Source organism: Micromonospora sp. NPDC020750 (assembly GCF_044334565.1).
In the GTDB taxonomy this organism is placed as follows: Bacteria; Actinomycetota; Actinomycetes; order Mycobacteriales; family Micromonosporaceae; genus Micromonospora.
Window position 1 is genome coordinate 160,689 of the sequence record NZ_JBIRTH010000002.1, and the last position, 23,509, is coordinate 184,197.

Consider the following 23,509-nt stretch of genomic DNA (forward strand, 5'->3'; position numbering starts at 1 on the left):
GGAACCTTCGGGTTGACTGTGCTCATGGACGTACCGACCGTCGACCTGCCCGCCCTGCCGTCGCTGCTGGCCGCGCCCGCGCCCGGCTGGGTGGAGACCACCGACGTGGTAGTGGTCGGTTCCGGGGTGGCGGGGCTCACCGCCGCGCTGCACCTGCGCGAGGCCGGCCTGCACGTCACCGTGGTCACCAAGGTCAACATCGACGACGGCTCGACCCGCTGGGCGCAGGGCGGCATCGCCGCCGTGCTCGACCCGGCGGACACCCCGGCGGCGCACGCCTCGGACACGGAGCTCGCCGGCGTCGGGCTGTGCGACCCGGCGGCCGTGCGGGTGCTGGTGGCGGAGGGGCCGACCCGGCTGCGGGAGCTGATGCGCATCGGCGCGGAGTTCGACCGCCATCCGGACGGCTCGCTCATGCTCACCCGCGAGGGCGGGCACCGGGCGGACCGGATCGTGCACGCCGGCGGGGACGCCACCGGCGCGGAGGTGCAGCGGGCGCTGCACGCGGCGGTCCGGCGCGACCCGTGGATCCGGCTGTTCGAGCACGCCCTGGTGCTGGACCTGCTGCGCGCCCCCGGTGACGGTCCGGGCGGGCTCGGCCCGGCCTGCGGGATTACCCTGCACGTGCTCGGCGAGGGCAGCGAGGACGGTGTCGGGGCGATCCTGGCCCGGGCCGTGGTGCTGGCCACCGGCGGGATGGGGCAGATCTTCTCGGCCACCACCAACCCGGCGGTCTCCACCGGCGACGGGGTGGCCCTCGCCCTGCGGGCCGGTGCGACGGTCACCGACGTGGAGTTCGTCCAGTTCCACCCGACCGCGCTGATCACCCCGCCCGGGGCAGGGGTGCCCGGGGCCGGCCGGGCCCAGCAGCCGCTGGTCTCCGAGGCGCTGCGCGGTGAGGGCGCGCACCTGGTCGACGGCGACGGCAAGCGGTTCATGGTCGGCCAGCACGAGCTGGCCGAGCTGGCGCCCCGGGACGTGGTGGCCAAGGGCATCCACCGGGTGCTGCTGGCCACCGGCGCCGACCACGTGTACCTGGACGCCCGGCACCTCGGCGGGGATTTCCTCGCCGGGCGCTTCCCCACCATCGTGGCGTCCTGCCTGGCCATCGGGGTGGATCCGGCCACCGGCCTGATTCCGGTCGCCCCGGCCGCCCACTACGCGTCGGGCGGCGTCCGCACCGACCTGCGCGGTCGCACCTCCATCCCAGGCCTGTACGCCTGCGGCGAGGTGGCCTGCACCGGCGTGCACGGCGCGAACCGGCTGGCCAGCAACTCGCTGCTGGAGGGGCTGGTCTTCTCCCGCCGGATCGCCGAGGACATCGCCGCCGGCCTGCCCGACCAGGCCCAGCCGGCGGCCACCGGCGCGTGGGCCGGCGGGGGCGGCTGGGTGCTGCCCGCCGACGGGACGCCGGCCCTGCAACGGGCGATGACCCGGGGCGCCGGGGTGCTCCGCTCGGCGCGGACCCTCGCGGGCACGGCCGAGGACCTCGGCGGGCTGGGCGCCGGCCGGGGTGTGCCCCGCACCGTCGACTGGGAGGCGACGAACCTGATCACCGTGGCGTCGGCCCTGGTCGCCTCCGCGTACGCCCGCCAGGAGACCCGGGGCTGCCACTGGCGGGAGGACTTCCCGACGGCGGACGAGCGGTGGCTGGGCCACCTGGCCGGCGCGATCGGGTCGCAGGGCCGGTTGACGTCCCGCTGGGAGGGGACATGGTGAGTTCTTGCGAGCCCCGTAGTCGCGAACCGAGGGAGTTTTCAGTGAGGGAGACGACGGAGCAGGCGTTGCGGGCCGGCGGGCTCGACCCGGCCGAGGTGCGGCGGGTGATCGTCAACGCGTTCACCGAGGACCTCGGCCCGGACTTCCTGGACGTCACCAGTGTCGCCACCATCCCGGCCACCCAGACGGACACCGCCGACCTGGTCGCCCGCGCCGACGGGGTGGTGGCCGGGCTGGCCGTGGCGGCGGCCGTGTTCGAGGTGGTCGGCGAGGTGACCGGGGCCGACGGGGGCGCAGGTGCCGCCGAGGTGTCGCTGGTGGCCCACGACGGCCAGCGGGTGGCCCGCGGCGACGTGCTGGCCACCGTGACCGGGCCCACCCGGCTGCTGCTCACCGCCGAGCGGACGGCGCTCAACCTGCTCTGTCGGCTGTCCGGGGTGGCCACCCACACCCGGGCCTGGGCGGACGCGCTGACCGGCAGCAAGGCGATGGTGCTGGACACCCGCAAGACCACCCCGGGCCTGCGGGCGCTGGAGAAGTACGCGGTGCGCACCGGCGGCGGCACGAACAAGCGGATGGGCCTGTACGACGTCGCGATGATCAAGGACAACCACAAGTTCGCGGCCGGCGGTGTCGCGGCGGCCTACCGCCGGGTCCGGACGGCCTTCCCGGACGTGCCGGTGCAGGTGGAGGTGGACACTCTCGCCGAGGCGCTGGAGGCGGTCGAGGCCGGCGCGGACTTCCTGCTGTTGGACAACATGACCCCGGCAACGCTGGCCGAGGTCGTGGCCGCGGTGGGCGACCGGGCCGAGCTGGAGGCCACCGGCGGGCTGACCCTCGACGTGGCCGCGCGGTACGCGGCGACGGGGGTGGACTACCTGTCGGTGGGCGCGCTGACCCACTCCTCGCCGATCCTGGACGTCGCGCTGGACCTGCGGACGCAGTGAGCCGGGCCAGGGCGCTGCCGCCGGCGGGCCGCCTGCCCGTGGGCGGCCGGTCCGTGCCGTCCGGCGAGTCCGGCGTCTAGGCTGCGTGCGTGCTGCTCTGCATCGACATCGGAAACACCAACACCGTGCTGGCGACCTTCGACGGCGACAAGCTGGTGCACTCCTGGCGGGTCAAGACCGACGCCCGCTCGACGGCGGACGAGCTCGGCCTGATGTTCCGGGGGCTGTTGGCCGGTGACGCCGTGGAGATCACCGGGGTGGCAGCCTGCTCGACGGTGCCGGCCGCACTGCGCTCGCTGCGCAACATGCTGGCCCGGTACTACGCCGACCTGCCGAGTGTGATCGTCGAGCCGGGGGTGCGCACCGGCGTACAACTGGCGATCGACAATCCCAAGGAGGTCGGCTCGGACCGGGTGGTGAACACGCTGGCCGCGTACACCCTTTTCGGCGGGCCGTCGATCGTGGTGGATTTCGGCACCACCACCAACTTCGACGTGATCAGCGGGCGGGGGGAGTTCCTCGGCGGCGCGTTCGCCCCGGGCATCGAGATCTCCTTCGACGCGCTCGCGGCCCGCGCCGCCCAACTGCGCAAGGTGGAGGCGACCCGGCCCCGGTCGGTGATCGGCAAGAACACGGTCGAGTGCCTCCAGTCCGGCCTGTACTTCGGCTTCGCCGGCCAGGTCGACCGGATCGTCGAGCGGATGGTCGAGGAACTGGGCGAGGTGAAGGCGGTGATCGCCACCGGCGGGCTGGCGTCGGTGGTGATCGGCGAGTGCCGGGCCATCACCCACCACGAGCCGATGATCACCCTGATCGGGCTGCGGATGGTCTACGAGCGCAACGTCTGACCCGCGACACACCCTCCCGACGTGAGCGGGGAACCCGCGCCACCCCGTTCCCGCCACCACGCGGCGGCACCGAACGGCAGGGCGGCAGTGGGGTCGATCAGGGCGGGCAGGTTATCCCGTAACGACCGCCGGAACGCTTGAGTACGCTCGGGACCTGACCCCGCCGAAATCTCCCTACTGAGGAAGCGTGCCGTGACCGAGCAGAACGCCGTGCCAGTCGACCCCGCCGACGACCTTCCCGAGCAGATGAAGGTCCGCCGGGAGAAGCGGGACCGGATGCTCGCCGAGGGCGTCGAGCCGTACCCCGTCGGATACCCCCGGACCAGCACGCTGGCGGAGATCCGCGAGAAGTACGCCGACCTGCCCACCGACACCGCCACCGGCGACCGGGCCTCGGTCACCGGACGGGTGATTTTCGTCCGGAACACCGGCAAGCTGTGCTTCGCGACCCTGCGCGACGGCGACGGCACCGAGCTCCAGGCGATGCTCTCCCTGGACCGGGTCGGCGCGAAGCGGCTGGAGGACTGGAAGCGCCTGGTCGACCTGGGCGACCACGTCGGGGTGACCGGCGAGGTGATCACCAGCCGTCGGGGTGAGCTGTCGGTGCTGGTCGAGCAGTGGGCGGTCACCGCCAAGGCGCTGCGACCGCTGCCGGTGGCGCACAAGCCGCTCAGCGAGGAGGCCCGGGTCCGTCAGCGGTATGTCGACCTGGTCGTCCGCCCCCAGGCGCGGCAGATGGTGCGGACCCGGGCAGCCGTGGTGCGCAGCCTGCGTGACTCGCTGCACCGGCAGGACTTCATCGAGGTGGAAACCCCGATGCTCCAGTTGCTGCACGGCGGGGCCGCCGCCCGGCCATTCGTGACCCACAGCAATGCGTTGAACACTGATCTGTATCTCCGAATCGCGCCGGAACTGTTTCTCAAGCGGGCCGTCGTGGGCGGCGTCGACCGGGTCTTCGAGATCAACCGCAACTTCCGTAATGAGGGTGTCGACTCTTCGCACTCGCCCGAGTTCGCGATGCTCGAGGCGTACCAGGCGTACGGCGACTACGACACCATGGCCGCGCTCACCCGCAATCTGGTGCAGCAGGCGGCGATCGCGGTCGCCGGGTCGACCGTGGTGACGCACGCGGATGGTCAGGAGTTCGATCTGGGCGGCGAGTGGCGTTCGGTGACGCTCTTCGGGGCGCTTTCCGAGGCGCTCGGCGAAGAGGTCACTGTCCGCACCGAGCGGGCCCTCCTGGTCGAGTACGCCGACAAGGTCGGCCTGGCCGTCGACCCGAAGTGGGGGCCGGGGAAGCTGGCCGAGGAGCTCTTCGAGGAGCTGGTCGTGCCGGGGCTGCGAGCGCCCACCTTCGTTCGGGACTACCCGGAGGAGACCAGCCCGTTGACCCGGGCGCACCGCGGCGAGCCGGGCCTGGCCGAAAAGTGGGACCTGTACGTCCTCGGGTTCGAGCTGGGCACGGCGTACTCGGAGCTGGTCGACCCGGTGGTGCAGCGGGATCGGCTGGTGGCCCAGGCGCAACTCGGCGCTCGGGGCGACGACGAGGCGATGCGGCTGGACGAGGACTTTCTCCGGGCCATGGAGTACGGAATGCCGCCGGCCGGGGGTATGGGAATGGGAATCGACCGGCTGCTGATGGCGCTCACCGGCCTGGGAATTCGGGAAACCATCCTCTTCCCGTTGGCCCGGCCCGAGTAGGGGTTCCGGGCCTCGGACGGTGTTGGATACCGCATCCTATTGACGTGACAAGCGTCGGGCGGGTTATTGTGCTGTCAGTTTGCAGGAACACCCTGCTCGAAAGGAATGTGGGACGTGGCCAAGCAGATCATTCACAAGCTGGTCGATGACCTGGACGGCGGGGACGCTGACGAGACAGTCAAGTTCGCGCTCGACGGTGTTCAGTACGAGATCGACCTCTCCAAGGCGAACGCCGAGAAATTGCGTGGTGCTTTCGCACAGTACGTCGGCGCCGGCACGAAGGTGGGCCGGGGCGGCGTGGTGGTCGGCGGTCGGGCCGCGCGCGGTCGGGGCGGTGCCACCGCCGATCGCGAGCAGAACAAGGCGATCCGGCAGTGGGCCAAGGGGAAGGGCAAGGACATCTCCGACCGGGGGCGCATCCCCCAGGAGATCGTCGACGAGTTCCACGCCACGCGCTGAGCGAGGACGCTGCGGGGTCACGGCCGGGTGCCGAAGGGCGTGGCCGGGGATCTCGGGGGCGGACCCGACACGGGGGACGCGGGCGACACCGACGCCGGACCGGAGCATGTCTCCGGCCCGGCGTCGCCGTTCCCGGGCCTGGCCTCCTCGGCGTCCCGGCGGCTTGTCGGGTGGGAAGAGCCGGGACGGTCCGGGCGTTGTCCACAGCCGGTGGAGAATCTGTCCACAGCCTGTGGACAACCGCCGTCGGGGGCGACCGGAGCCGCCGCAGGGCCCCTGAGGGGCCTGTGAGGGCCGCGGAAGCCGGCCCGGCCGGCGGTCCGAATTTCGCTCTGCGCGTACAGCCGGGGGTACCGGAACAGCGCCTGAGCGCGGACGGTTGTCAGAAAGGACGCTTGCCGGGCTCCCGCCGAGGACACACGACCTCAGCGGAGTCGGTCCGCGGCGATAGAGTAAGGAGGCACGGACGCCCATCCCGGACGTCCGCGCACCGGCCCCGCCGAGATCTGACATCAAGGCGCACGGCACGTGAGGAGCACGAGGGCATGTTCGAGCGGTTCACCGACCGAGCGCGACGGGTTGTCGTCCTGGCCCAAGAAGAGGCCCGGATGCTCAACCACAACTACATCGGGACGGAACACATCCTGCTGGGCCTGATCCACGAGGGTGAGGGTGTCGCGGCAAAGGCCCTGGAGAGCCTCGGCATCTCCCTGGAGGGCGTCCGTCAGCAGGTCGAGGAGATCATCGGCCAGGGCCAGCAGGCGCCGAGCGGGCACATCCCGTTCACGCCTCGGGCGAAGAAGGTGCTGGAGCTGTCGCTGCGCGAGGCGCTGCAGCTCGGCCACAACTACATCGGCACCGAGCACATCCTGCTCGGCCTGATCCGCGAGGGTGAGGGTGTCGCCGCCCAGGTCCTCGTGAAGCTCGGCGCTGACCTGAACCGGGTCCGCCAGCAGGTCATCCAGCTGCTCTCCGGCTACCAGGGCAAGGAGCCGGCCGCCGCCGGGGCCGCCCCGGGCGAGGCCGCGCCGTCGACCAGCCTCGTGCTGGACCAGTTCGGCCGGAACCTGACCCAGGCCGCCCGCGAGGGCAAGCTCGACCCGGTCATCGGGCGCGAGAAGGAGATCGAGCGGGTCATGCAGGTGCTGTCCCGCCGCACCAAGAACAACCCGGTCCTGATCGGTGAGCCCGGCGTCGGCAAGACCGCCGTGGTGGAGGGCCTGTCCCAGAAGATCATCAAGGGCGAGGTGCCCGAGACGCTGAAGGACAAGCAGCTCTACACCCTCGACCTCGGCGCGCTGGTCGCCGGATCCCGCTACCGCGGTGACTTCGAGGAGCGGCTGAAGAAGGTCCTCAAGGAGATCCGCACCCGCGGCGACATCATCCTGTTCATCGACGAGATTCACACCCTCGTCGGAGCGGGCGCGGCCGAGGGCGCGATCGACGCGGCGAGCATCCTGAAGCCGATGCTGGCCCGGGGTGAGCTGCAGACCATCGGCGCGACCACCCTGGACGAGTACCGCAAGCACCTGGAGAAGGACGCCGCCCTGGAGCGGCGGTTCCAGCCCATCCAGGTGGGTGAGCCGTCGCTGGCCCACACCATCGAGATCCTCAAGGGCCTGCGCGACCGCTACGAGGCGCACCACCGCGTGTCGATCACCGACGCCGCCCTGGTGGCCGCCGCGACCCTGGCCGACCGCTACATCTCCGACCGCTTCCTGCCGGACAAGGCGATCGACCTGATCGACGAGGCCGGTGCTCGGATGCGGATCCGCCGGATGACCGCGCCGCCAGACCTGCGGGACTTCGACGAGCGGATCGCCCAGGTCCGCCGCGACAAGGAGTCCGCGATCGACGCGCAGGACTTCGAGCGGGCGGCCCAGCTCCGCGACAAGGAGAAGCAGCTCCTCGGCCAGAAGGCGCAGCGGGAGAAGGAGTGGAAGGCCGGCGACCTGGACGTCGTCAGCGAGGTCGACGACGAGCAGATCGCCGAGGTCCTCGGCAACTGGACCGGCATCCCGGTCTACAAGCTGACCGAGGAGGAGACCTCCCGCCTGCTGCGCATGGAGGACGAGCTGCACAAGCGCGTCATCGGCCAGGAGGACGCGGTCAAGGCGGTCTCGAGGGCGATCCGGCGGACCCGGGCCGGCCTGAAGGACCCGAAGCGGCCGTCCGGCTCGTTCATCTTCGCCGGCCCGTCCGGCGTCGGTAAGACCGAGCTGTCCAAGGCGCTCGCCGAGTTCCTGTTCGGCAGCGAGGACGCCCTGATCCAGCTGGACATGTCCGAGTTCCACGACCGGTACACGGTGTCCCGGCTCGTCGGCGCCCCTCCCGGCTACGTCGGCTACGACGAGGGCGGGCAGCTGACCGAGAAGGTGCGCCGCCGGCCGTTCTCGGTGGTCCTGTTCGACGAGATCGAGAAGGCCCACCCGGACGTCTTCAACACCCTGCTCCAGATCCTGGAGGACGGGCGTCTGACGGACGGTCAGGGCCGGATCGTGGACTTCAAGAACACGGTCATCATCCTGACCACCAACCTGGGCACCCGTGACGTGGCCAAGGCGGTGTCGCTGGGCTTCCAGGCGTCGGACGACTCCGAGTCCAACTACGACCGGATGAAGCAGAAGGTCAACGACGAGCTCAAGCAGCACTTCCGGCCCGAGTTCCTGAACCGGATCGACGACACCATCGTCTTCCACCAGCTGCGTCAGCAGGAGATCCTGTCGATCGTGGACATCATGATCGCCCGTATCGAGAGCCAGATGCGCAACAAGGACATGGGCCTGGAGCTGACCGACAACGCCAAGAAGTACCTGGCGCTCAAGGGCTTCGACCCGGTGCTCGGGGCGCGTCCGCTGCGTCGGACGATTCAGCGTGACATCGAGGACAACCTGTCCGAGCGGATCCTGTTCAACGAGCTGACCCCGGGTCAGATCGTGGTCGTGGATTGCGAGGGCGACCCGAACAACATCGACAAGTCCCATCTCGTCTTCCGGGGCACCGACCGGCCGGAGGCCGTGCCGGACGCTGTCCCGGCGGACCTCGGCGGTACCGCCGCCGCGGGCGCGGACGAGTAGGCGACAGCGCTGAGGTAGGCGACAGCGCAGGAGGGCGACGGCCCCGGTCGGCGAGAGCCACCGGGGCCGTCGCCTTTCGTCGTGCGCCTTTCGTCGTGCCGTTCCCACCCCGACGGATCGTCCCGGGGCGGCGGGCCGGGCCCCGGCCGGGTCGGTGGGTCAGCCGCCCGTGGGCAGCGCCGGTGCCGTGGGGCCGTCGCCAGCCAGGCGGAACTCCGCCTCGCCGACAGGCTCCACCAGGCCGTCGGTGACCAGCCCGGCCAGCGCCCGGGAGCGCTGCACGTCGTCGGTCCAGACCTGGTCCAGCCGCTGGTGCGGCACCGGGCCGGTGGCCTCCCGCAGCACCGCCAACAGCAGTCCGCGTACCTGCCGGTCGGTGCCGGCGTACCGCTGGGGCCGGCGGGTCGGGCCGGCCGGGGCCGCCTGGCCGGACGCCCGCCAGGCGCAGACGGACTCCACCGGGCACCCCGGGCAGCGGGGCGAGCGGGCGATGCAGACCATTGCCCCCAGCTCCATGAACGCGGCGCTCGCCAACGCGGCGGCGGCCGGCTCCGAAGGCAGCAACTCCTCGGTGGCCACCAGGTCGGCGGGGCGGGTGGCCGGGCCGGCGTCCGGCTCCCCGGCGATCGCCCGGCAGACCACCCGACGCACGTTGGTGTCCACCACCGGGTGGCGCTGACCGTACGCGAAGACGGCCACCGCGCGGGCCGTGTAGGTGCCCACTCCGGGCAGCGCCAGTAGCTGGTCCAGCCGGTCCGGCACCGTGCCGCCGTGCCGCTCGACGATCGTCACCGCGCAGTCGCGCAGCCGCACCGCCCGGCGGGGGTAGCCGAGCCGCCCCCACATCCGGATCGCCTCGGCGGGCGTGTCGGCGGCCATCGCGGCGGGGGTCGGCCAGCGGGCCAGCCACGCCTGGAATGCCGGCAGCACCCGTACCACCGGCGTCTGCTGGAGCATGACCTCGCTGACCAGGATCGCCCATGCGCCCACACCGGGCACCCGCCACGGCAGGTCGCGGGCATTCTGCTCGTACCACCGGCTGACCAGGGTGGCGAAAGTGGGTTCGGACATCGCGTCGCCGATCATGTCACGGGCGATCTTCCCGCAGGTTGGGCGGGCCGGGCGGGGCGGTGCGGGGGACGGGACCGGATCGGGCAGAATGCCCGGATGAACGAGCTCGCGATCACCGTCATCGGCCGGGACCGGCCCGGCATCGTGGCCGACGTCGCCGAGGTGCTCGCCCGGCTCGGCGCGAACCTCACGGACTCCACGATGACCCGGCTGCGGGGTCACTTCGCGATGACCCTGATCTGCGTCGGTCCGGCCACTGCCGACGTCGAGGCCGGGCTGGCCCCACTCGCCGCCGACGGTCAGCTCCTGGCCACCGTGCGGGCGGTCACCCCCGACGGCGCGACGCCGCCGACCGGTGAGCCGTACGTGCTCTCGGTGCACGGTGCGGACCGGATGGGCATCGTCGCGGCGATGACCCGGGTGCTGACCGACGTGGGCGGCAACGTCACCGACCTGAGCACCCGGCTGACCGGCTCGCTCTACGTGGTGGTGGCCGAGGTCGAGCTGCCGCCGGGCTCCTCCGACGAGGTGGCCGGCCGGCTGGCCCGTAAAGCCGCGGAACTCGGCGTCGGGGTCAGCCTCCGCCCGGCGGACTCGGACCTGCTGTGACCGCGGAGTACGTCGGCCTCGGCGACTGGACAGCCGAGGCGTTGGCGGCGCCCGGCGAGGTACGTCCGGTGGTCTCCGCCCCGGACCCGGTGCTCGGCAGGCCCGGGTCGGAGGTGGACCCGACTTCCGACGAGGTGGTCCGCCTCGCCGCTGACCTGGTCGCCACGATGCGCGTCTCGCCGGGCTGCGTGGGCCTCGCCGCGCCCCAGGTCGGCGTGAGCGCCCAGATGTTCGCGGTCGACATCACCGGGCACCCGAAGGCGGTGACCGTGCACGGAACCTTCGTGCTGTGCAACGCCCGGGTGGTCGAGGCGAGCCGGTGGAAGGCAGGCCGGGAGGGCTGCATGTCGGTGCCCGATCTGACGGGCGACGTCAAGCGGGCCAGCCGGCTGGTCGTCGAGGGGGTGCTCCCGGGCACCGGCGCGCCGGTGCGGCTGGTCACCGACGGGTTCGAGGCGCGGGCGGTGCAGCACGAGATCGACCACTGCGCCGGCCTGCTCTTCCTCGACCGGGTGGCCGGTGCGCACGCGATCTACCAGCGCAAGGTGTACCTGTGAACCTGGCCGGGCGGGGCCTGGGCCGGGAGGCGGCCCGCCCGGACTCGCGGGCGGGCCGGGGCGGGCGGCCGTCGTGAGTGGAGAGTCGTACCGGTGACCGGAGGGTGGTCCGGCGCGTCGCGCCGGACGAGGGTGGGGCACGCCGTTACGGTGGAGGCATCATGCGTCTGACGGTCGGCCCCCTGCCATCCGCTGTGTACTGGCGGCGTCGAGCCGTCGTGGTCGGAGCGGGGCTTCTCTTCCTGATTGTCCTGCTCTATTCCTGCAACAATGCGGGTAACACCGGCACCACCCCACAGTCGAAGATGACACCCACACCGACTGCGGCCCCGGCTGCCGGCGACCCGTCCGTGGCCCCGGACCCGAGCGGCTCGGTGCTGCCCCCACAGACCGGCGCCTCTGGCGGCCCGGATGACTCCGGCAGCAACGCCGGCTCGTCCGGCGCTCCGCGCGACCCGGGATCCTCGGCCGGTCCGGCCGGGAACGATGCTCCGGCAGCCCCGGGCACCGACGTCGGGGCATGCACCGACGCGGAGATCTCGGTGACGCCGGTGGCGGCGCCGTCGTCGGCGCAGCGGGGCGCTGTGGTCAGCCTGCACCTCAAGATCAAGAACCGGTCGAACCGCACCTGCAGCCGGGACGTCGGCGCGGACTTCCAGGAGCTGTACGTGAAGTCCGGCGCGGAGAAGGTCTGGTCCTCCGACACCTGCGGCAACGTGAAGGGCTCGGACGTGCAGTCGTTCACCCCGGGCTTCGAGCGGTCGTACCAGGTGGACTGGAACGGCAAGGACACCAGCCGCTGCAAGGACGGGCTGGCGAACGGCCCGTTCCCGCCGGCCGGGAGTTACCAGGTCTTCGGGCGGCTGGACACCAAACTGAGCGAGCCGGTGAAGTTCACCGTCACGGGCTGAGCCGAACGGCCCGCCGTGCGGGTCGGGCCAGGCGGGGCGGGTCAGGGCGGGTCAGACGTAGCGCTCCAGGATGGACGCCTCGGCGAGCCGGGACAGCCCCTCCCGGACGCCCCGGGCCCGGGCGTCACCGACACCCTCGACGGCCTGTAGGTCCTCCACGGTGGCCCCGAGCAGCCGCTGGAGGCTGCCGAAGTGCAGCACCAGCCGGTCGACGATCGCCACCGGCAGGCGGGGGACCTTCGCCAGCAGCCGGAACCCGCGTGGGCTGACCGCCGCGTCCAGCGCGTCGGAGGCCGCCGGGTAGCCGATCGCCTTGGCCACCGTGACCAGGTCGATCAGCTCGGTGGAACCCAGCAGGTCCAGCTCGACCAGCGCCTCGTCCAACGTGCGGGGCTTGCGGCCGGTGGGCAGGTAGTCCCGGATGACCAGGGTGCGGTCGGCGTCCACGCCGGCCATCAGCTCGTCGAGCTGGAGGGCGAGCAGCCTGCCGTCGGTGCCCAGTTCCACCACGTACCCGGCGATCTCGTCGGCGATCCGGCGGACCATCTCCAGCCGCTGCACCACCGCCACCGCGTCCCGGACGGTGACCAGGTCCTCGATCTCCAGGGCGGACAGGGTGCCGGAGACCTCGTCGAGGCGCAGCTTGTAGCGCTCAAGCGTGGCCAGGGCCTGGTTGGCCCGGGACAGGATGGCCGCCGAGTCGTCCAGCACGTGCCGCTGGCCGTTGACGTAGAGGCTGATGATCCGCATCGACTGGCTGACCGAGATGACCGGGTAGCCGGTCTGCCGGGCCACCCGCTCGGCGGTGCGGTGCCGGGTGCCGGACTCCTCGGTGGGGATCGACGGGTCCGGCATCAGGTGCACGGCGGCCCGGACGATCCGGGTGCCGTCGCTGGACAGCACCACCGCGCCGTCCATCTTGCACAGCTCGCGGACCCGGGTCGCCGAGAACTCCACGTCCAGCGGGAAGCCGCCGGTGCACAGCCCCTCGACCACCTTGTCGTAACCGAGGACGATCAACGCGCCCGTCCGGCCGCGCAGGATCCGTTCCAGGCCGTCACGCAGCGCGGTGCCGGGCGCCATGAGCGCCAGGTTGGCCCGTAGCGGGTCCCCACTCGCGCCGCTGGCACTCCCGGTCACGCTGACGCTGATCGGACGGGCGGGCGAGCCCACGGCGCCGGTGCGGGCGTGGGGTGTCGCGCCGGCGGTTTTGCTGGCATCGCGGTCGATCGGCACCCGCACAGTCTACGGACTGGCGTGCGGTGGGTGCTGTCGTGGTTACTGTGATGTGTCACGACGGCACCCGATGGACACGCCGGGCGCTCTGCCGCGCTTGTCCGGTATCGCACGGGCGGTCCTGCCCGGTCGCCACCGTCGGTCACTCCGCGGATGCGCGGGCGGCACACTGGAGCGCCGAGCGCACGTCGGTGACCTCCATCACCCGCATGTTCTCCGGGCCCGCCCCGACGCTCTCCGGGCCGCATCCGGTCGGGACGAGCGCCACCCGGAACCCGAGCCGGGCCGCCTCGGCCAGCCGGCGTGGCACCGCGCCGACCCGGCGCACCTCTCCGGTCAGCCCGACCTCGCCGATCGCCACCAGGTGCGGATTGATGGCCAGGTTGAGCCCGCCGGAGGCGACCGCCAGGGCGACCGCGAGGTCGGCCGCCGGCTCCACCACCCGGATGCCCCCGACGGTGGCCGCGAAGACCTCCCGGTCGTGCAGGGTCAGCCGCTCGGCGCGACGCTGGAGCACCGCCAGCACCATCGCCAGCCGGGCCCCGTCCAGCCCGGACACCGTGCGCCGGGGCGAGCCCGCGACCGTCGCGCCGATCAGCGCCTGGACCTCGGTGACCAGCGCCCGCCGACCCTCCATCGCCACCGTGACGCAGGTGCCCGGCGTCGGCTCCGAGTAGCGGGTCAGGAACAGCCCGGACGGGTCGGCGAGGCTGCTGATCCCGCCCTCGTGCATCTCGAAGCAGCCGACCTCGTCGGCGGCGCCGTACCGGTTCTTCACGCCGCGCACCATCCGTAGCGAGGAGTGCTTGTCGCCCTCGAAGTGCAGCACCACGTCGACCAGGTGCTCCAGCACCCGGGGGCCGGCCACCTGGCCGTCCTTCGTGACGTGACCGACCAGCACGGTGGCGAGGCCGCGCTCCTTGGCCACCGCGACCAGGGCGGCGGTGACGGCCCGCACCTGGGTCACCCCGCCGGGCACCCCCTCGGTGCCGGGGGTGGAGATGGTCTGCACCGAGTCGAGCACCAGCAGCCCCGGCTTCACCGCGTCCAGGTGGCCGAGGACCGCGCCCAGGTCGCTCTCGGCGGCCAGCCAGAGCTGGTCGTGCAGGGCGCCCATCCGCTCGGCGCGCAGCCGCACCTGGCTGACCGACTCCTCGCCGCTGACCACGAGCGACGGGCTGCCGGCGGTGGCCGCCCACTGCTGGGCCACGTCGAGCAGCAGCGTGGACTTGCCCACGCCCGGCTCGCCGGCGAGCAGCACCACGGCGCCGGGCACCAGGCCGCCGCCGAGCACCCGGTCCAGCTCGCTGACCCCGGTCGGCCGGGCCCTGGCGGGGGCGGCGCTGATGGTGGCGATGGGACGGGCCGGCTCGGCCGGCAGCCGGGAGCTGACCACCCGGCCGGCGACGGTCGGACCGGTCACGGTGGACTCGACCACCGAGCCCCACTCGCCGCACTCCGGGCAGCGCCCCACCCACTTCGGGGGCTGGTGCCCGCAGGCGTCGCACTCGTAGGCCGGACGGGGCTCGCGGGCGGCCCGGCCCGCGCGCGGGGTCGCTCGGGAGGAGGGTGTCGCTCGGGGCGTCGTCACACCGGAACGCTAGTCCCCCCGTACGACGAAACACCGCCGGCGTGGCGGGTGCCACGCCGGCGGTGCCGTCGACGGTCGGTGGTGCGGGGCGTCAGCCGCCGTGGCCCGCGCCGGCCTCGGTGCCACCCTCCTCGCCGTGCGAGCCTTCGCGCTCGACGATCTGGGAGGGCTGCGGGAGCGGGGTCAGCGGGACGCCGATCGGGGCCGGGGTGCTGAGGGTCGTGCCGTTGCCGAAGTCGAAGGTCAGGTTGACCTGCTGCCCGACGAGCAGGTCCTCGTTCAGACCGACGAGCTGAAGGGACCGGCCGCCCTGCACGTTGAGCTGGACGTAGCTGAGGGCCGGGATCTCGATCCTGGCCGGCTCGCCGGCGGGGGCGGACGGGCTGGCCGACGCGGACGGGCTCTCCGACGCGCCCTCGGACGGGGACGGCGAGCCGCCCTCCGACGCGCTGGCCGACGGCGAAGCGCTGGCCGACGGCGATGCGCTGGCTGACGGCGATGCGCTGGCCGACGCGGACGGGCTGGCGGACCCGGACGCGCTGCCGGTGATCACGATCTCCCGCGCGCTGTCCGTGGTGACGGTCACCGTCACCGGGCTCTGCGTGTCGTTGTAGAGCACCGCGTTGACGGCGGCGTTCCCGCCGGACCGGTATTCACCGCCGCCCGGGTACTCGACGTACAGGCTGCGGACCTTGTAGCCGTTGTCCGAAGTCTGGACGTTGACGCCCTGGACCGACGGGGTCTTGTTGGCGGTCTCGGCCACCTGGCCGGCGCCGCAACCGGTCGCCAGCAGGCCGGTCGCCGCCGCCACGCCGGACAGCAGCAGGGCCGCCCGCCGGGAACCCCTGATCGAGCGCGTCACGTCGGTCCTCCTCGTCATGATCCCCACCCGGCCGTCACCGGGCACGGTGGCCATACCCGCGCAGACCGGCTTCAGGGTAGTTGGGGTTGATCGGGAGCCGCACGCCGACCCGGTACCACCACCTTCCCGGGGGCGCTCAGACCACCCGGCCGTTCGCCACCAGCAGCACCACGTCGATCAGCGCCACCAGCATCACCGCCCGGAAGGCGGCCACCCCCCGGCGGGCGCCGCGGCCGGCGTACCAGGTCAGGGGTGGCACCAGTGCGGCGGTCGCGACGGCCGACAGCCCGGCCCACGACGGCGGCCCGGGCGGCCCGACGACCAGGGTGACGGTCGCCGCGAGCAGTAGCCCGGCGGCGGCCACCCGGCTGCCCGCCGCGCCGAGCCGGTGCGGCAGCCCGCGCACCCCGGTCCGGGCGTCATCGGCCAGGTCCGGCAGCACGTTGGCGAAGTGCGCACCGGCCCCGAGCAGGGCGGCGGCGGCCACCAGCCAGGCCGGCGGGGCGGGCGTGCCGGGCAGGGCCAGCACCACGAAGGCGGGCAGCGCCCCGAAGGAGACCGCATAGGGCAGCACCGAGACCCGGGTCGACTTCAGCGGCCAGTTGTAGGACAGCGCGGAGACCAGGGCCACGGCCGCCCAGACCGCCGCCGTCCGGTTGGTCGTCGCCGCCGCCAGTCCGAACGTGGCCAGGGCCGCCGCCCCTGCGGCCAGGCCGACCGCCCGGGTGCTGACCGCGCCGCTCGCGACCGGCTTGTCGGTACGTCCCACCGCGGCGTCCCGGTCGGCGTCCAGGTGATCGTTGGACCAGCCGACCGCGAGCTGGCTGGCGAGCACCGTCAGCGCCACCACGGCCACCCCGGACGGGCGGTGCCCCACTCCCTGGGCGAGCAGCCCGGCGACCACGGTCACCGCCACGGCGGGCTCGGGATGACTTGCCCTGACCAGCCCTAACACCGTCGTCGACATAAGGGAAGTCTGGTCGTTACCGTCCAGTCGTGCCACGCTCGTGCCATGCGCGACGGTTCGTCCCGGGTGTCCGACCGCCCCCGCCTGTTACCCCCGAACGATCCACGGCAGTACGACGACCTGGCCGACGAGTGGTGGCGTCCCGACGGGGCGTTCGCCATGCTGCACTGGCTGGCCCGGGCCCGGGCGGCCCTCGTGCCGCCGGCCGCCCGGCCCGACGCGCTCCTGGTCGACCTGGGCTGCGGCGCCGGGCTGCTCGCCCCGCACCTGGCCGACAGGGGCTACCGACACGTCGGGGTCGACCTCACCCGCTCGGCCCTGGCCCAGGCCGCGCGGCACGGGGTGACCCCCGTCAACGGCGACGCCACCGCCGTGCCGCTGGCCGACGGCTGCGCCGACGTGGTGGCCGCCGGTGAGCTGCTGGAGCACGTACCCGACTGGCGGCGGGCGGTGGCCGAGGCGTGCCGGCTGCTCCGTCCGGGCGGGCTGCTGGTCCTGGACACCCTCAACGACACCGCGCTGAGCCGGCTGATCGCGGTCGAGATCGGCGAGCGGTTGCCGACGGTGCCCCGGGGCATCCACGATCCACGGTTGTTCGTGGACCACCGGGAGTTGGTCGCCGAGTGCGCCCGGCATGGCGTCGACCTGCGGGTCCGGGGCGTCCGCCCGGGGCTGGTCGGGACGCTGGCCTGGCTGCTGCGCCGGATCCGCTCCGGTGGTCGTCCACGGCCGACGACGGTCGGTCGGGCGCCACGGATCAGGCCGACTCGGTCGACTTCGGTGCTGTACCAGGGGTGGGGGGTCCGGCGCGGGTAGCCGGGTCGGTGTCGGGGTACTGGGGGCACCGGGAAGGGCCACCCGAGGGTGCGCGTCGTGGGTGTCCCGCCCGCGACCCGGGCGGCGTCCCGGACCGCGGCGGCCGGCCCCTCGTTGGTGAACGTGAGGAAGGCGGTCCCGTGGTCGTCGGACGAAGGCGACACGGGGACGACATGGGGGTTCGCGGACGAGAGGTGGGGAACGTGGCCGTACCGGTGATCGCGGGCATGGGGACGGCGCAGCCGCCAGGTGCCGCGCAGGACGAGCTCTGGCAGGGCTTCTTCTCGAAGCACTTCTCGGGCCGGACCCGGGCGCTGGCAGAACGGATCTTCGCCAACTCCGGGGTGAACCGGCGGCAGGCGGCGGTCAACCCGTTGCTGGAGGACGTCTCGGACTGGTCGACCGAGCGCCGGCTGCGCCGCTACCAGGTCGAGGCGCTGCCGCTGGGCAAGGAGGCGGTCGGCCGGGCGCTCACCGCCGCCGGTCTGGACGCCCGCGACATCGGCCTGTTCGTCGTCTGCTCGTGCACCGGGTACGCCACCCCTGGGCTGGACATCCTGCTCGCCCGGGACCTGGGCATGGCCCCGGACACCCAGCGCATGTTCGTCGGGCACATGGGCTGCTACGCAGCCCTGCCGGGGCTCGGCGCAGCCGGCGACTTCGTCACCGCACGGCAGCGCCCCGCGCTGCTGCTCTGCGCCGAGCTGACCAGCCTGCACATCCAGCCGGCCACGGCCCGGTTGGACACCCAGCAGATCGTCTCCCACGCGCTCTTCTCGGACGCCGCCGTCGCCGCCGTGGTCCTCCCCGGTGGCCGGGGGTACGCGCTGCGTGAGGTCACCTCGGTCACCGACACCTCCACGGCCGACCACATGACCTGGGAGGTCACCGACACCGGCTTCCGAATGGGACTGTCGCCGCAGGTGCCGCAGGTGCTCTCGACCCACGTCCGGGGTCTGGTCGACGGCCTGTTGGCCCGGCACGGCACCCGGCTCACCGAGGTGGACGGCTGGGCGGTGCACCCGGGCGGCCCGCGGATCCTCGACGTGGTGGAACGCGAGCTGGCGTTGCCGTCGCGGGCGCTGGCCGCGTCCCGGGCGACGTTGCAGGAACACGGCAACTGCTCCTCGCCGACGGTGCTGCTGATCCTCGACCGGCTGTTGCGGGCGGCACAGCCGCCCGACCGGGTGCTGATGCTCGCCTTCGGACCGGGCCTGACCCTCTACGCGGCCCTCCTCGAGGGCTCCGCCTGACCGGGTCGCCGCCCCGCTTGAGGCCCGGGCCGCGTTGCCTGACCGGCCCGGGCCGCCCCGGCTGACCGCGCGGCCGTCCGGCAGGACTCTTGCCGGGTCTCGGGGTCGGCGGGGACTGGCTAGGCTCGACCGCGTGGTGGGCAGCGACGTGGTTGACCGGCTCCGGGGCGGAGGGCTCGCCGCGCTGGCCGTCCTCGTCGTGGCCGTCGGCGCCGGATGGTGGCGGGCCGTGGCACCTGCGGTCGATCCGACCGGCGGCCCCGCCACGGCGTCCGGGGACGACGAGCGGCGCGGCCCCGGTGACGGGACCCGGCGCACCGGGTCCGGGGCGACGTCCGGCGACCCGGGCCGGGTGCCCCGGGGCGACGCGCGGCTGGTCGTCACCGTCGACCCGGCCGGCCGGGTTACCTCCGTCGTCACCGACCCGGCCACCGGACGGGTGGTCCAGCGGTACGACGCGGGCACCGGCCTCGGCGAGGCCACCGACGGCGGGTTGACCGGGACCGTCTGGCAGGCCCGGCTGGCGCTGCGCCCCGGCCAGCCCTCGCAGCGACGGGTCGTCGCGGCCACCACGGGAGTGCACCTGGTCCAGTACCGGTGCGTCGGTCCGGGGCAGCTCCTGCTGGTGACCGTCCGCTCCGGCCACCGGGACAGTCGCCGGGCGAACTGCGACGGTTCGCTTGCCACGACGTGGCTGAGCCGCGGGAACGGCCCGGTCCGGATCGAGCTGGCCGCCGCCGCCCCGGGGATCGTCCCGATCGTGGTCGACGCCCGGGTGGTGGCCCTGGCGTTCTGGTGAGCCAACGGTCAGGAACCGAGGCGGGCCAGGTCGGCGCGGTAGTCGTCGGCGGAGCGCAGGTCCGGCACCACCCGGACCGGGTTGCCGGTGCGGCCGACCAGCAGCGCGGTGGCGGTGCCGGGGCGGGGTGGCACGCGCAGGAACGCGCGCAGCCCGCCGCCCGGGTCGGCGAGGGCGCGCACGGTCGCGCCGGCCGGCACCGGAGTGGGGCGCAACGCGCGGGTGCCGTGGACGGTGACCACGGTGACCCCCGACGGCGCGAGCGCGGCGGCCTCGGCCACCCGGTCGGGGCAGGGGCAGGCGTCCACCAGGACGATCACTGCGGGGAGCAGCGCGCGTAACGACACGATCGAGTCGTCGGCGTCGACCAGTTCCAGGGCCGGCAGCGCGCGACCGGTCAGGTCGGTCGCCGTCGGGTACGGCACGACGGTGGGGCGGTCGCCTGAGCGGGGGGCGCGTGGCCAGGTGACGGCGAACAGCCCGGCGGTGGTGGTGAGCAACGCCACCAGCAGCACCAGCAGCGGCAGCCCGAGCGGCATCCGGCCGTCCCTCGGGACGGCCAGGCCGAGCAGCCGCCGCCACCGGTTCCGGCCGGCCTGCGGGCGCAGCTCGAGCCGGACCTGCGCAGCATCCTCGGCCAGCGCGGACGCGTCGTCCGGCACCACCACCCGCCCCCACTCCGGGGGCAGGCCGGGAAGGCCGTCGGAGGGGCCGTGACCATCTGCGTCGGGCATGCCCATCGGACCCCCTCGAACCGGCTCGGTGTGCGGACATCGGTTCGCCTCAAGGGTCCCGCACCGGCCCCTCCTCCCGCTACATCTGAGCGGGGCTGGTGCGGCCGGGCTACCATGGAAAGAGCGCATCGCCCACAAATCCACGCTCCGCCAACCCTCCACCGGGGGGTCACCTATCGGTTACGGAGCGTGTTCAGACCATCGGTTTGGCCGCCTGTCAAGCTGAAGAAAGACCTCTCACAGGGCCCCTGAGCTGCGCCAACGGTCAGGACAGCGGTGGGACATCGGTGCCTGAGCGTGTTACCCTAGACACAGCGAAAGGGGTTTCGAACCTATGGTTTTCAGTGTCGGCGAGACCGTTGTTTACCCCCACCACGGGGCCGCGCTCATCGAGGCAATCGAGACTCGGGTCATCAAGGGCGAGCCCAGGGAGTACCTCGTCCTGCGGGTCGCGCAGGGTGACCTGACGGTCCGGGTGCCCGCTGAGAACGCCGAGATCGTGGGCGTGCGTGAGGTGGTCGGCGAAGAGGGCCTCGGCAAGGTCTTCGACGTTCTCCGGGCTCCGCACACCGAGGAGCCGACCAACTGGTCGCGGCGTTACAAGGCGAATCTGGAGAAGCTGGCCTCCGGCAACCCGCTGAAGGTGGCCGAGGTCGTCCGCGACCTGTGGCGTCGGGAGCGGGAGCGGGGCCTGTCGGCGGGCGAGAAGCGCATGCTCGCCAAGGCACGCGACATTCTCGTCGGCGAGGTCGCGCTGGCCGAGAAGAGCACCAAGGACGGGGCGGAGACGTTGCTCGACAAGGTGCTGACCGAGGGCTAGTCCGCACAGCATCGTCGTACCCACCCCGCAGCAGAGAAACCCGAGGACCGCGACGTGACCGCGCAGCTCAATCCGCGCGGTGACGTCGCGGTCCTCGTGCCTGCGGCCGGTGCCGGCGTGCGGCTCGGCCCGGGCGTCCCCAAGGCCCTGCGCCTGCTCGCCGGGGAGCCGCTGCTCGTGCACGCGGTCCGCCGGATCGCCGCCGCCGGCTCCGTGCACACCATCGTGGTGGCCGCACCGGCCGGTGAGGTCGGGGCGGTCCGGCGGCTCCTCGCCCCGGTCGCCCCGGTGCTGGTCGTCCCCGGCGGGGCGGAACGGCAGGCGTCGGTGGCCGCTGCGCTCGCGGCCGTCCCCGCAGGCCCGGGGATCGTGCTGGTGCACGACGCGGCCCGTGCCCTGACCCCGCCCGACCTGGTCGAGTCGGTGGCCGGGGCGGTCCGCTCCGGGCACGACGCGGTGATCCCCGTCCTCCCCGTGGTCGACACGATCAAGGAGGTCGGTGCCGGCGAGGTGGTCCTCGGCACCGTGGACCGGTCCGCCCTGCGGGCCGTGCAGACGCCGCAGGGGTTCCGCCGGTCGGTGCTGGCCGCAGCCCACGCGGCGGCCGGCGACCCGCTCACCGACGACGCCGGCCTCGTGGAGAAGCAGGGCATCCCGGTGGTGTGCGTCCCCGGCTCCGAGTACGCGTTCAAGGTCACCCGCCCGTTCGACCTGGCGCTCGCCGAGCACCTACTGGCCACGGGCGCGTGACGCGTACCCTCGGCGCATGATCGTTCCTCGGGTGGCCATCGGCACCGACGTGCACGCCTTCGCGGCCGGCCGACCCTGCTGGGTTGCCGGCCTGCACTGGCCCGACCAGGACGGCCTGGCCGGTCACTCCGACGCCGACGTGGCCGCGCACGCGGCCTGCAACGCGCTGCTGTCCGCCGCCGGGCTGGGCGACCTCGGGTCGAACTTCGGGGTGGCCGAGCCGGAGTGGGCGGGCGCGTCGGGGGTGGCGCTGCTGACCGAGAGCGCCCGCCGGGTCCGGGCGGCCGGCTTCCAGATCGGCAACGTGTCGGTGCAGGTGATCGGCAACCGCCCGAAGATCGGGCCGCGCCGGGCCGAGGCCGAGGCGGTGCTGTCCGAGGCGGTCGGCGCCCCCGTCACCGTCTCCGCCGCCACCACCGACGGGCTGGGCTTCACCGGGCGCGGCGAGGGTTTGACCGGGATCGCGGTCGCCCTGGTCCACCAGGCCCCTGCCGTCTAGGCCCGCGATGTCCAGCGACGCCACCGCCCAGGGGTATCTCCAGCGCGCCCAGCTTCTGGCGGACCTCGGGCGCTACGACGAGGCGGCCGGCGAGGTCGGCCTCGCGTTGGCCCTGGAGCCGGCGAACGCCGCCGCGCTGACCACCCTCGGGCGCGTGCACCTCGCCGCCGGGCGGCCCGCCGAGGCGCGCGCCGCCGCCGACGCGGCCCTGGCCGTCGCCCCGGACGCGGTCGGCCCGCTGGTGGTGCGTGGGCTGGCGCTGGCTGACCTGGACGAGTACGCCGAGTCGGCGAGCACCGCCGACCGGCTCCTCACCGTCGGCCCCGCCGACGCGTACGCCCAGCGCAGCGCCGCCGCGATCCTGTCCGGCTCGCGCGGCGGGCAGGCCGCTCTCAACGCGGCCTGGCGGGGCGTGGAGTTGGCCCCGGAGGAGCCACAGGGGCACCTCGTCCTCGCCCTGGTCGCCGGCCGCCTGCGGCTCTACGACCTGGCCGAGCGGGCGTACCGGGAGGCGCTGCGGCTCGACCCGGAGCTGGCCGGGGCCGGCGACGAGCCGGGCATCGTCCGGCTGGAACGGCGCCGGTACGCCGAGGCGCTGGCGGAGCTGGCAGAGACCGTCCCGTTCACCCCAGCGCCGTCCGACCCGAACCGGAGCGGAGCCGACCCGCGTCGGGGCGAGGCCGACCCGCATCAGGACGGAGTCGGCCCGCGGCGGGGCGAGGCCGACCCGCATCAGGACGGAGTCGGCCCGCGGCGGGGCACCACCGATGAGCTGCGCCGCCTGGTGCTGTACGGGGCGGGTTGGTCGCTCGTGGGCACCGTCCTGGTGGCGATCGCGGCGGCCGGCGCGGCCGGCCCGTCCCGCTTCCTCGCGGTGCTGGTGGCGCTGAGCGGGGCGTTGGTGGGCTGGCTGCTCGCGGCGCGGGTGCCGGGGCTGACCCGTACCGTGCTGCCGGGCCTGCTGCGCTCGGATCGGTCGCTGGCCCTGGCCGTGTACGGGGTGGCCGCCGCGCCGGTGCTGCTCGTGCTCTACGCGGTGGTCGGCACGCCCTGGCCGCTGGTGCTGACGATCGCCGTCACCGCCGTGGCCGAGTTGGCCGTGTTCTCCCGTACCGTGCGCTGAGGCCGTGGCCGGCGGGCCCGTGGCCGGCCTCCTCGGCGCCCGTCGGCGCGGATCCGGCGCAGCGCCGACGATCGGACCTCGTTGTGGACCAGCTCTGGACATTTACAGTTAACAAACCTAATAATTAGCCACCCGTCGATACGCCTCCGGCGGGGCGATC

General features: G+C 73.5%; 22 protein-coding genes. 16 read left to right on the top strand and 6 right to left on the bottom strand.

Annotated elements, in window-relative coordinates:
- The first annotated feature begins 24 nt into the window (after positions 1–24).
- The 6 genes from ACH4T9_RS05880 (at position 25) to ACH4T9_RS05905 (ending at position 8,751) form a co-directional block, all read left to right on the top strand.
- The gene (locus ACH4T9_RS05880; protein ID WP_396670588.1) at positions 25–1,719 is read left to right on the top strand and encodes an L-aspartate oxidase; all 1,695 of its coding nucleotides are present in this window, start codon (positions 25–27) and stop codon (positions 1,717–1,719) included.
- 41 nt (positions 1,720–1,760) lie between these two features.
- Positions 1,761–2,666, top strand: a complete 906-nt coding sequence (gene nadC, locus ACH4T9_RS05885) for a carboxylating nicotinate-nucleotide diphosphorylase (protein WP_396670587.1) — start codon at positions 1,761–1,763, stop codon at positions 2,664–2,666.
- 89 nt (positions 2,667–2,755) lie between these two features.
- A complete protein-coding gene (locus tag ACH4T9_RS05890; protein ID WP_396670586.1) occupies positions 2,756–3,514 on the top strand; it encodes a type III pantothenate kinase in 759 nt (252 codons plus the stop codon).
- 192 nt (positions 3,515–3,706) lie between these two features.
- Positions 3,707–5,215: a lysine--tRNA ligase gene (gene lysS, locus ACH4T9_RS05895; RefSeq protein WP_396670585.1), complete on the top strand. Its 1,509-nt coding sequence runs from the start codon at positions 3,707–3,709 to the stop codon at positions 5,213–5,215.
- Positions 5,216–5,329: 114 nt separating this feature from the next.
- Positions 5,330–5,674, top strand: a complete 345-nt coding sequence (locus ACH4T9_RS05900) for an Lsr2 family protein (RefSeq protein WP_396670584.1) — start codon at positions 5,330–5,332, stop codon at positions 5,672–5,674.
- 545 nt (positions 5,675–6,219) lie between these two features.
- The gene (locus ACH4T9_RS05905) at positions 6,220–8,751 is read left to right on the top strand and encodes an ATP-dependent Clp protease ATP-binding subunit (RefSeq protein ID WP_396670583.1); all 2,532 of its coding nucleotides are present in this window, start codon (positions 6,220–6,222) and stop codon (positions 8,749–8,751) included.
- 159 nt (positions 8,752–8,910) lie between these two features.
- Here the strand turns inward: ACH4T9_RS05905 and ACH4T9_RS05910 are convergent, their stop codons facing one another.
- Positions 8,911–9,822, bottom strand: a complete 912-nt coding sequence (locus ACH4T9_RS05910; protein ID WP_396670582.1) for an A/G-specific adenine glycosylase — start codon at positions 9,820–9,822, stop codon at positions 8,911–8,913.
- A gap of 96 nt (positions 9,823–9,918) precedes the next feature.
- On the opposite strand from ACH4T9_RS05910, the gene ACH4T9_RS05915 reads away from it, so the two are divergent.
- The 3 genes from ACH4T9_RS05915 to ACH4T9_RS05925 all read left to right on the top strand — a co-directional run bounded on the left by ACH4T9_RS05915 (position 9,919) and on the right by ACH4T9_RS05925 (position 11,899).
- Positions 9,919–10,431, top strand: a complete 513-nt coding sequence (locus tag ACH4T9_RS05915) for a glycine cleavage system protein R (RefSeq protein ID WP_396670581.1) — start codon at positions 9,919–9,921, stop codon at positions 10,429–10,431.
- Positions 10,428–10,988, top strand: coding sequence for a peptide deformylase (locus ACH4T9_RS05920; RefSeq protein WP_396670580.1), 561 nt, complete (start codon positions 10,428–10,430; stop codon positions 10,986–10,988). Before ACH4T9_RS05915 ends, ACH4T9_RS05920 begins: the two co-directional genes overlap by 4 nt.
- A gap of 161 nt (positions 10,989–11,149) precedes the next feature.
- Positions 11,150–11,899: a hypothetical protein gene (locus tag ACH4T9_RS05925; protein ID WP_396670579.1), complete on the top strand. Its 750-nt coding sequence runs from the start codon at positions 11,150–11,152 to the stop codon at positions 11,897–11,899.
- Positions 11,900–11,950: 51 nt separating this feature from the next.
- On the opposite strand, the gene disA is transcribed toward ACH4T9_RS05925, so the two are convergent.
- The 4 genes from disA to ACH4T9_RS05945 all read right to left on the bottom strand — a co-directional run bounded on the left by disA (position 11,951) and on the right by ACH4T9_RS05945 (position 16,555).
- Positions 11,951–13,135, bottom strand: a complete 1,185-nt coding sequence (disA, locus tag ACH4T9_RS05930) for a DNA integrity scanning diadenylate cyclase DisA (protein WP_387014323.1) — start codon at positions 13,133–13,135, stop codon at positions 11,951–11,953.
- 142 nt (positions 13,136–13,277) lie between these two features.
- Positions 13,278–14,726 carry a DNA repair protein RadA gene (radA, locus tag ACH4T9_RS05935; protein WP_396670578.1) on the bottom strand — a complete coding sequence of 483 codons (1,449 nt, stop codon included), beginning with the start codon at positions 14,724–14,726 and terminating at the stop codon, positions 13,278–13,280.
- A 91-nt stretch (positions 14,727–14,817) separates the two neighbouring features.
- Positions 14,818–15,588, bottom strand: a complete 771-nt coding sequence (locus tag ACH4T9_RS05940; RefSeq protein WP_396670577.1) for a hypothetical protein — start codon at positions 15,586–15,588, stop codon at positions 14,818–14,820.
- Positions 15,589–15,724: 136 nt separating this feature from the next.
- Positions 15,725–16,555: a UbiA family prenyltransferase gene (locus ACH4T9_RS05945; protein WP_396670576.1), complete on the bottom strand. Its 831-nt coding sequence runs from the start codon at positions 16,553–16,555 to the stop codon at positions 15,725–15,727.
- Between the two features lie 45 nt (positions 16,556–16,600).
- On the opposite strand from ACH4T9_RS05945, the gene ACH4T9_RS05950 reads away from it, so the two are divergent.
- The 3 genes from ACH4T9_RS05950 (at position 16,601) to ACH4T9_RS05960 (ending at position 19,423) form a co-directional block, all read left to right on the top strand.
- Positions 16,601–17,371, top strand: coding sequence for a methyltransferase domain-containing protein (locus ACH4T9_RS05950; RefSeq protein WP_396670575.1), 771 nt, complete (start codon positions 16,601–16,603; stop codon positions 17,369–17,371).
- Between the two features lie 194 nt (positions 17,372–17,565).
- Positions 17,566–18,624 (top strand): type III polyketide synthase, encoded by a 1,059-nt coding sequence (locus ACH4T9_RS05955; protein ID WP_396670573.1) that lies wholly within the window; start codon positions 17,566–17,568, stop codon positions 18,622–18,624.
- A 133-nt stretch (positions 18,625–18,757) separates the two neighbouring features.
- Complete coding sequence (locus tag ACH4T9_RS05960; RefSeq protein ID WP_396670572.1) at positions 18,758–19,423, top strand: hypothetical protein; 666 nt, start codon at positions 18,758–18,760, stop codon at positions 19,421–19,423.
- A gap of 8 nt (positions 19,424–19,431) precedes the next feature.
- Here ACH4T9_RS05960 and ACH4T9_RS05965 read toward each other — a convergent pair whose 3' ends face one another.
- On the bottom strand, positions 19,432–20,163 hold the full coding sequence (locus ACH4T9_RS05965) for a hypothetical protein (RefSeq protein ID WP_396670571.1): 732 nt from the start codon (positions 20,161–20,163) through the stop codon (positions 19,432–19,434).
- Positions 20,164–20,491: 328 nt separating this feature from the next.
- Between ACH4T9_RS05965 and ACH4T9_RS05970 the strand changes: the two genes are divergently transcribed.
- Genes ACH4T9_RS05970 through ACH4T9_RS05985 form a run of 4 tightly spaced genes read left to right on the top strand, consistent with a single transcriptional unit; the run spans position 20,492 to position 23,349 of the window.
- On the top strand, positions 20,492–20,977 hold the full coding sequence (locus tag ACH4T9_RS05970; RefSeq protein WP_350881453.1) for a CarD family transcriptional regulator: 486 nt from the start codon (positions 20,492–20,494) through the stop codon (positions 20,975–20,977).
- A gap of 54 nt (positions 20,978–21,031) precedes the next feature.
- A complete protein-coding gene (ispD, locus tag ACH4T9_RS05975) occupies positions 21,032–21,727 on the top strand; it encodes a 2-C-methyl-D-erythritol 4-phosphate cytidylyltransferase (protein ID WP_396670570.1) in 696 nt (231 codons plus the stop codon).
- Between the two features lie 16 nt (positions 21,728–21,743).
- Entirely contained in the window at positions 21,744–22,226 is a 483-nt protein-coding gene (gene ispF / locus ACH4T9_RS05980; RefSeq protein WP_396670569.1) for a 2-C-methyl-D-erythritol 2,4-cyclodiphosphate synthase, read from the top strand.
- A 7-nt stretch (positions 22,227–22,233) separates the two neighbouring features.
- Positions 22,234–23,349, top strand: coding sequence for a tetratricopeptide repeat protein (locus ACH4T9_RS05985; RefSeq protein ID WP_396670568.1), 1,116 nt, complete (start codon positions 22,234–22,236; stop codon positions 23,347–23,349).
- Positions 23,350–23,509 lie beyond the last annotated feature (160 nt).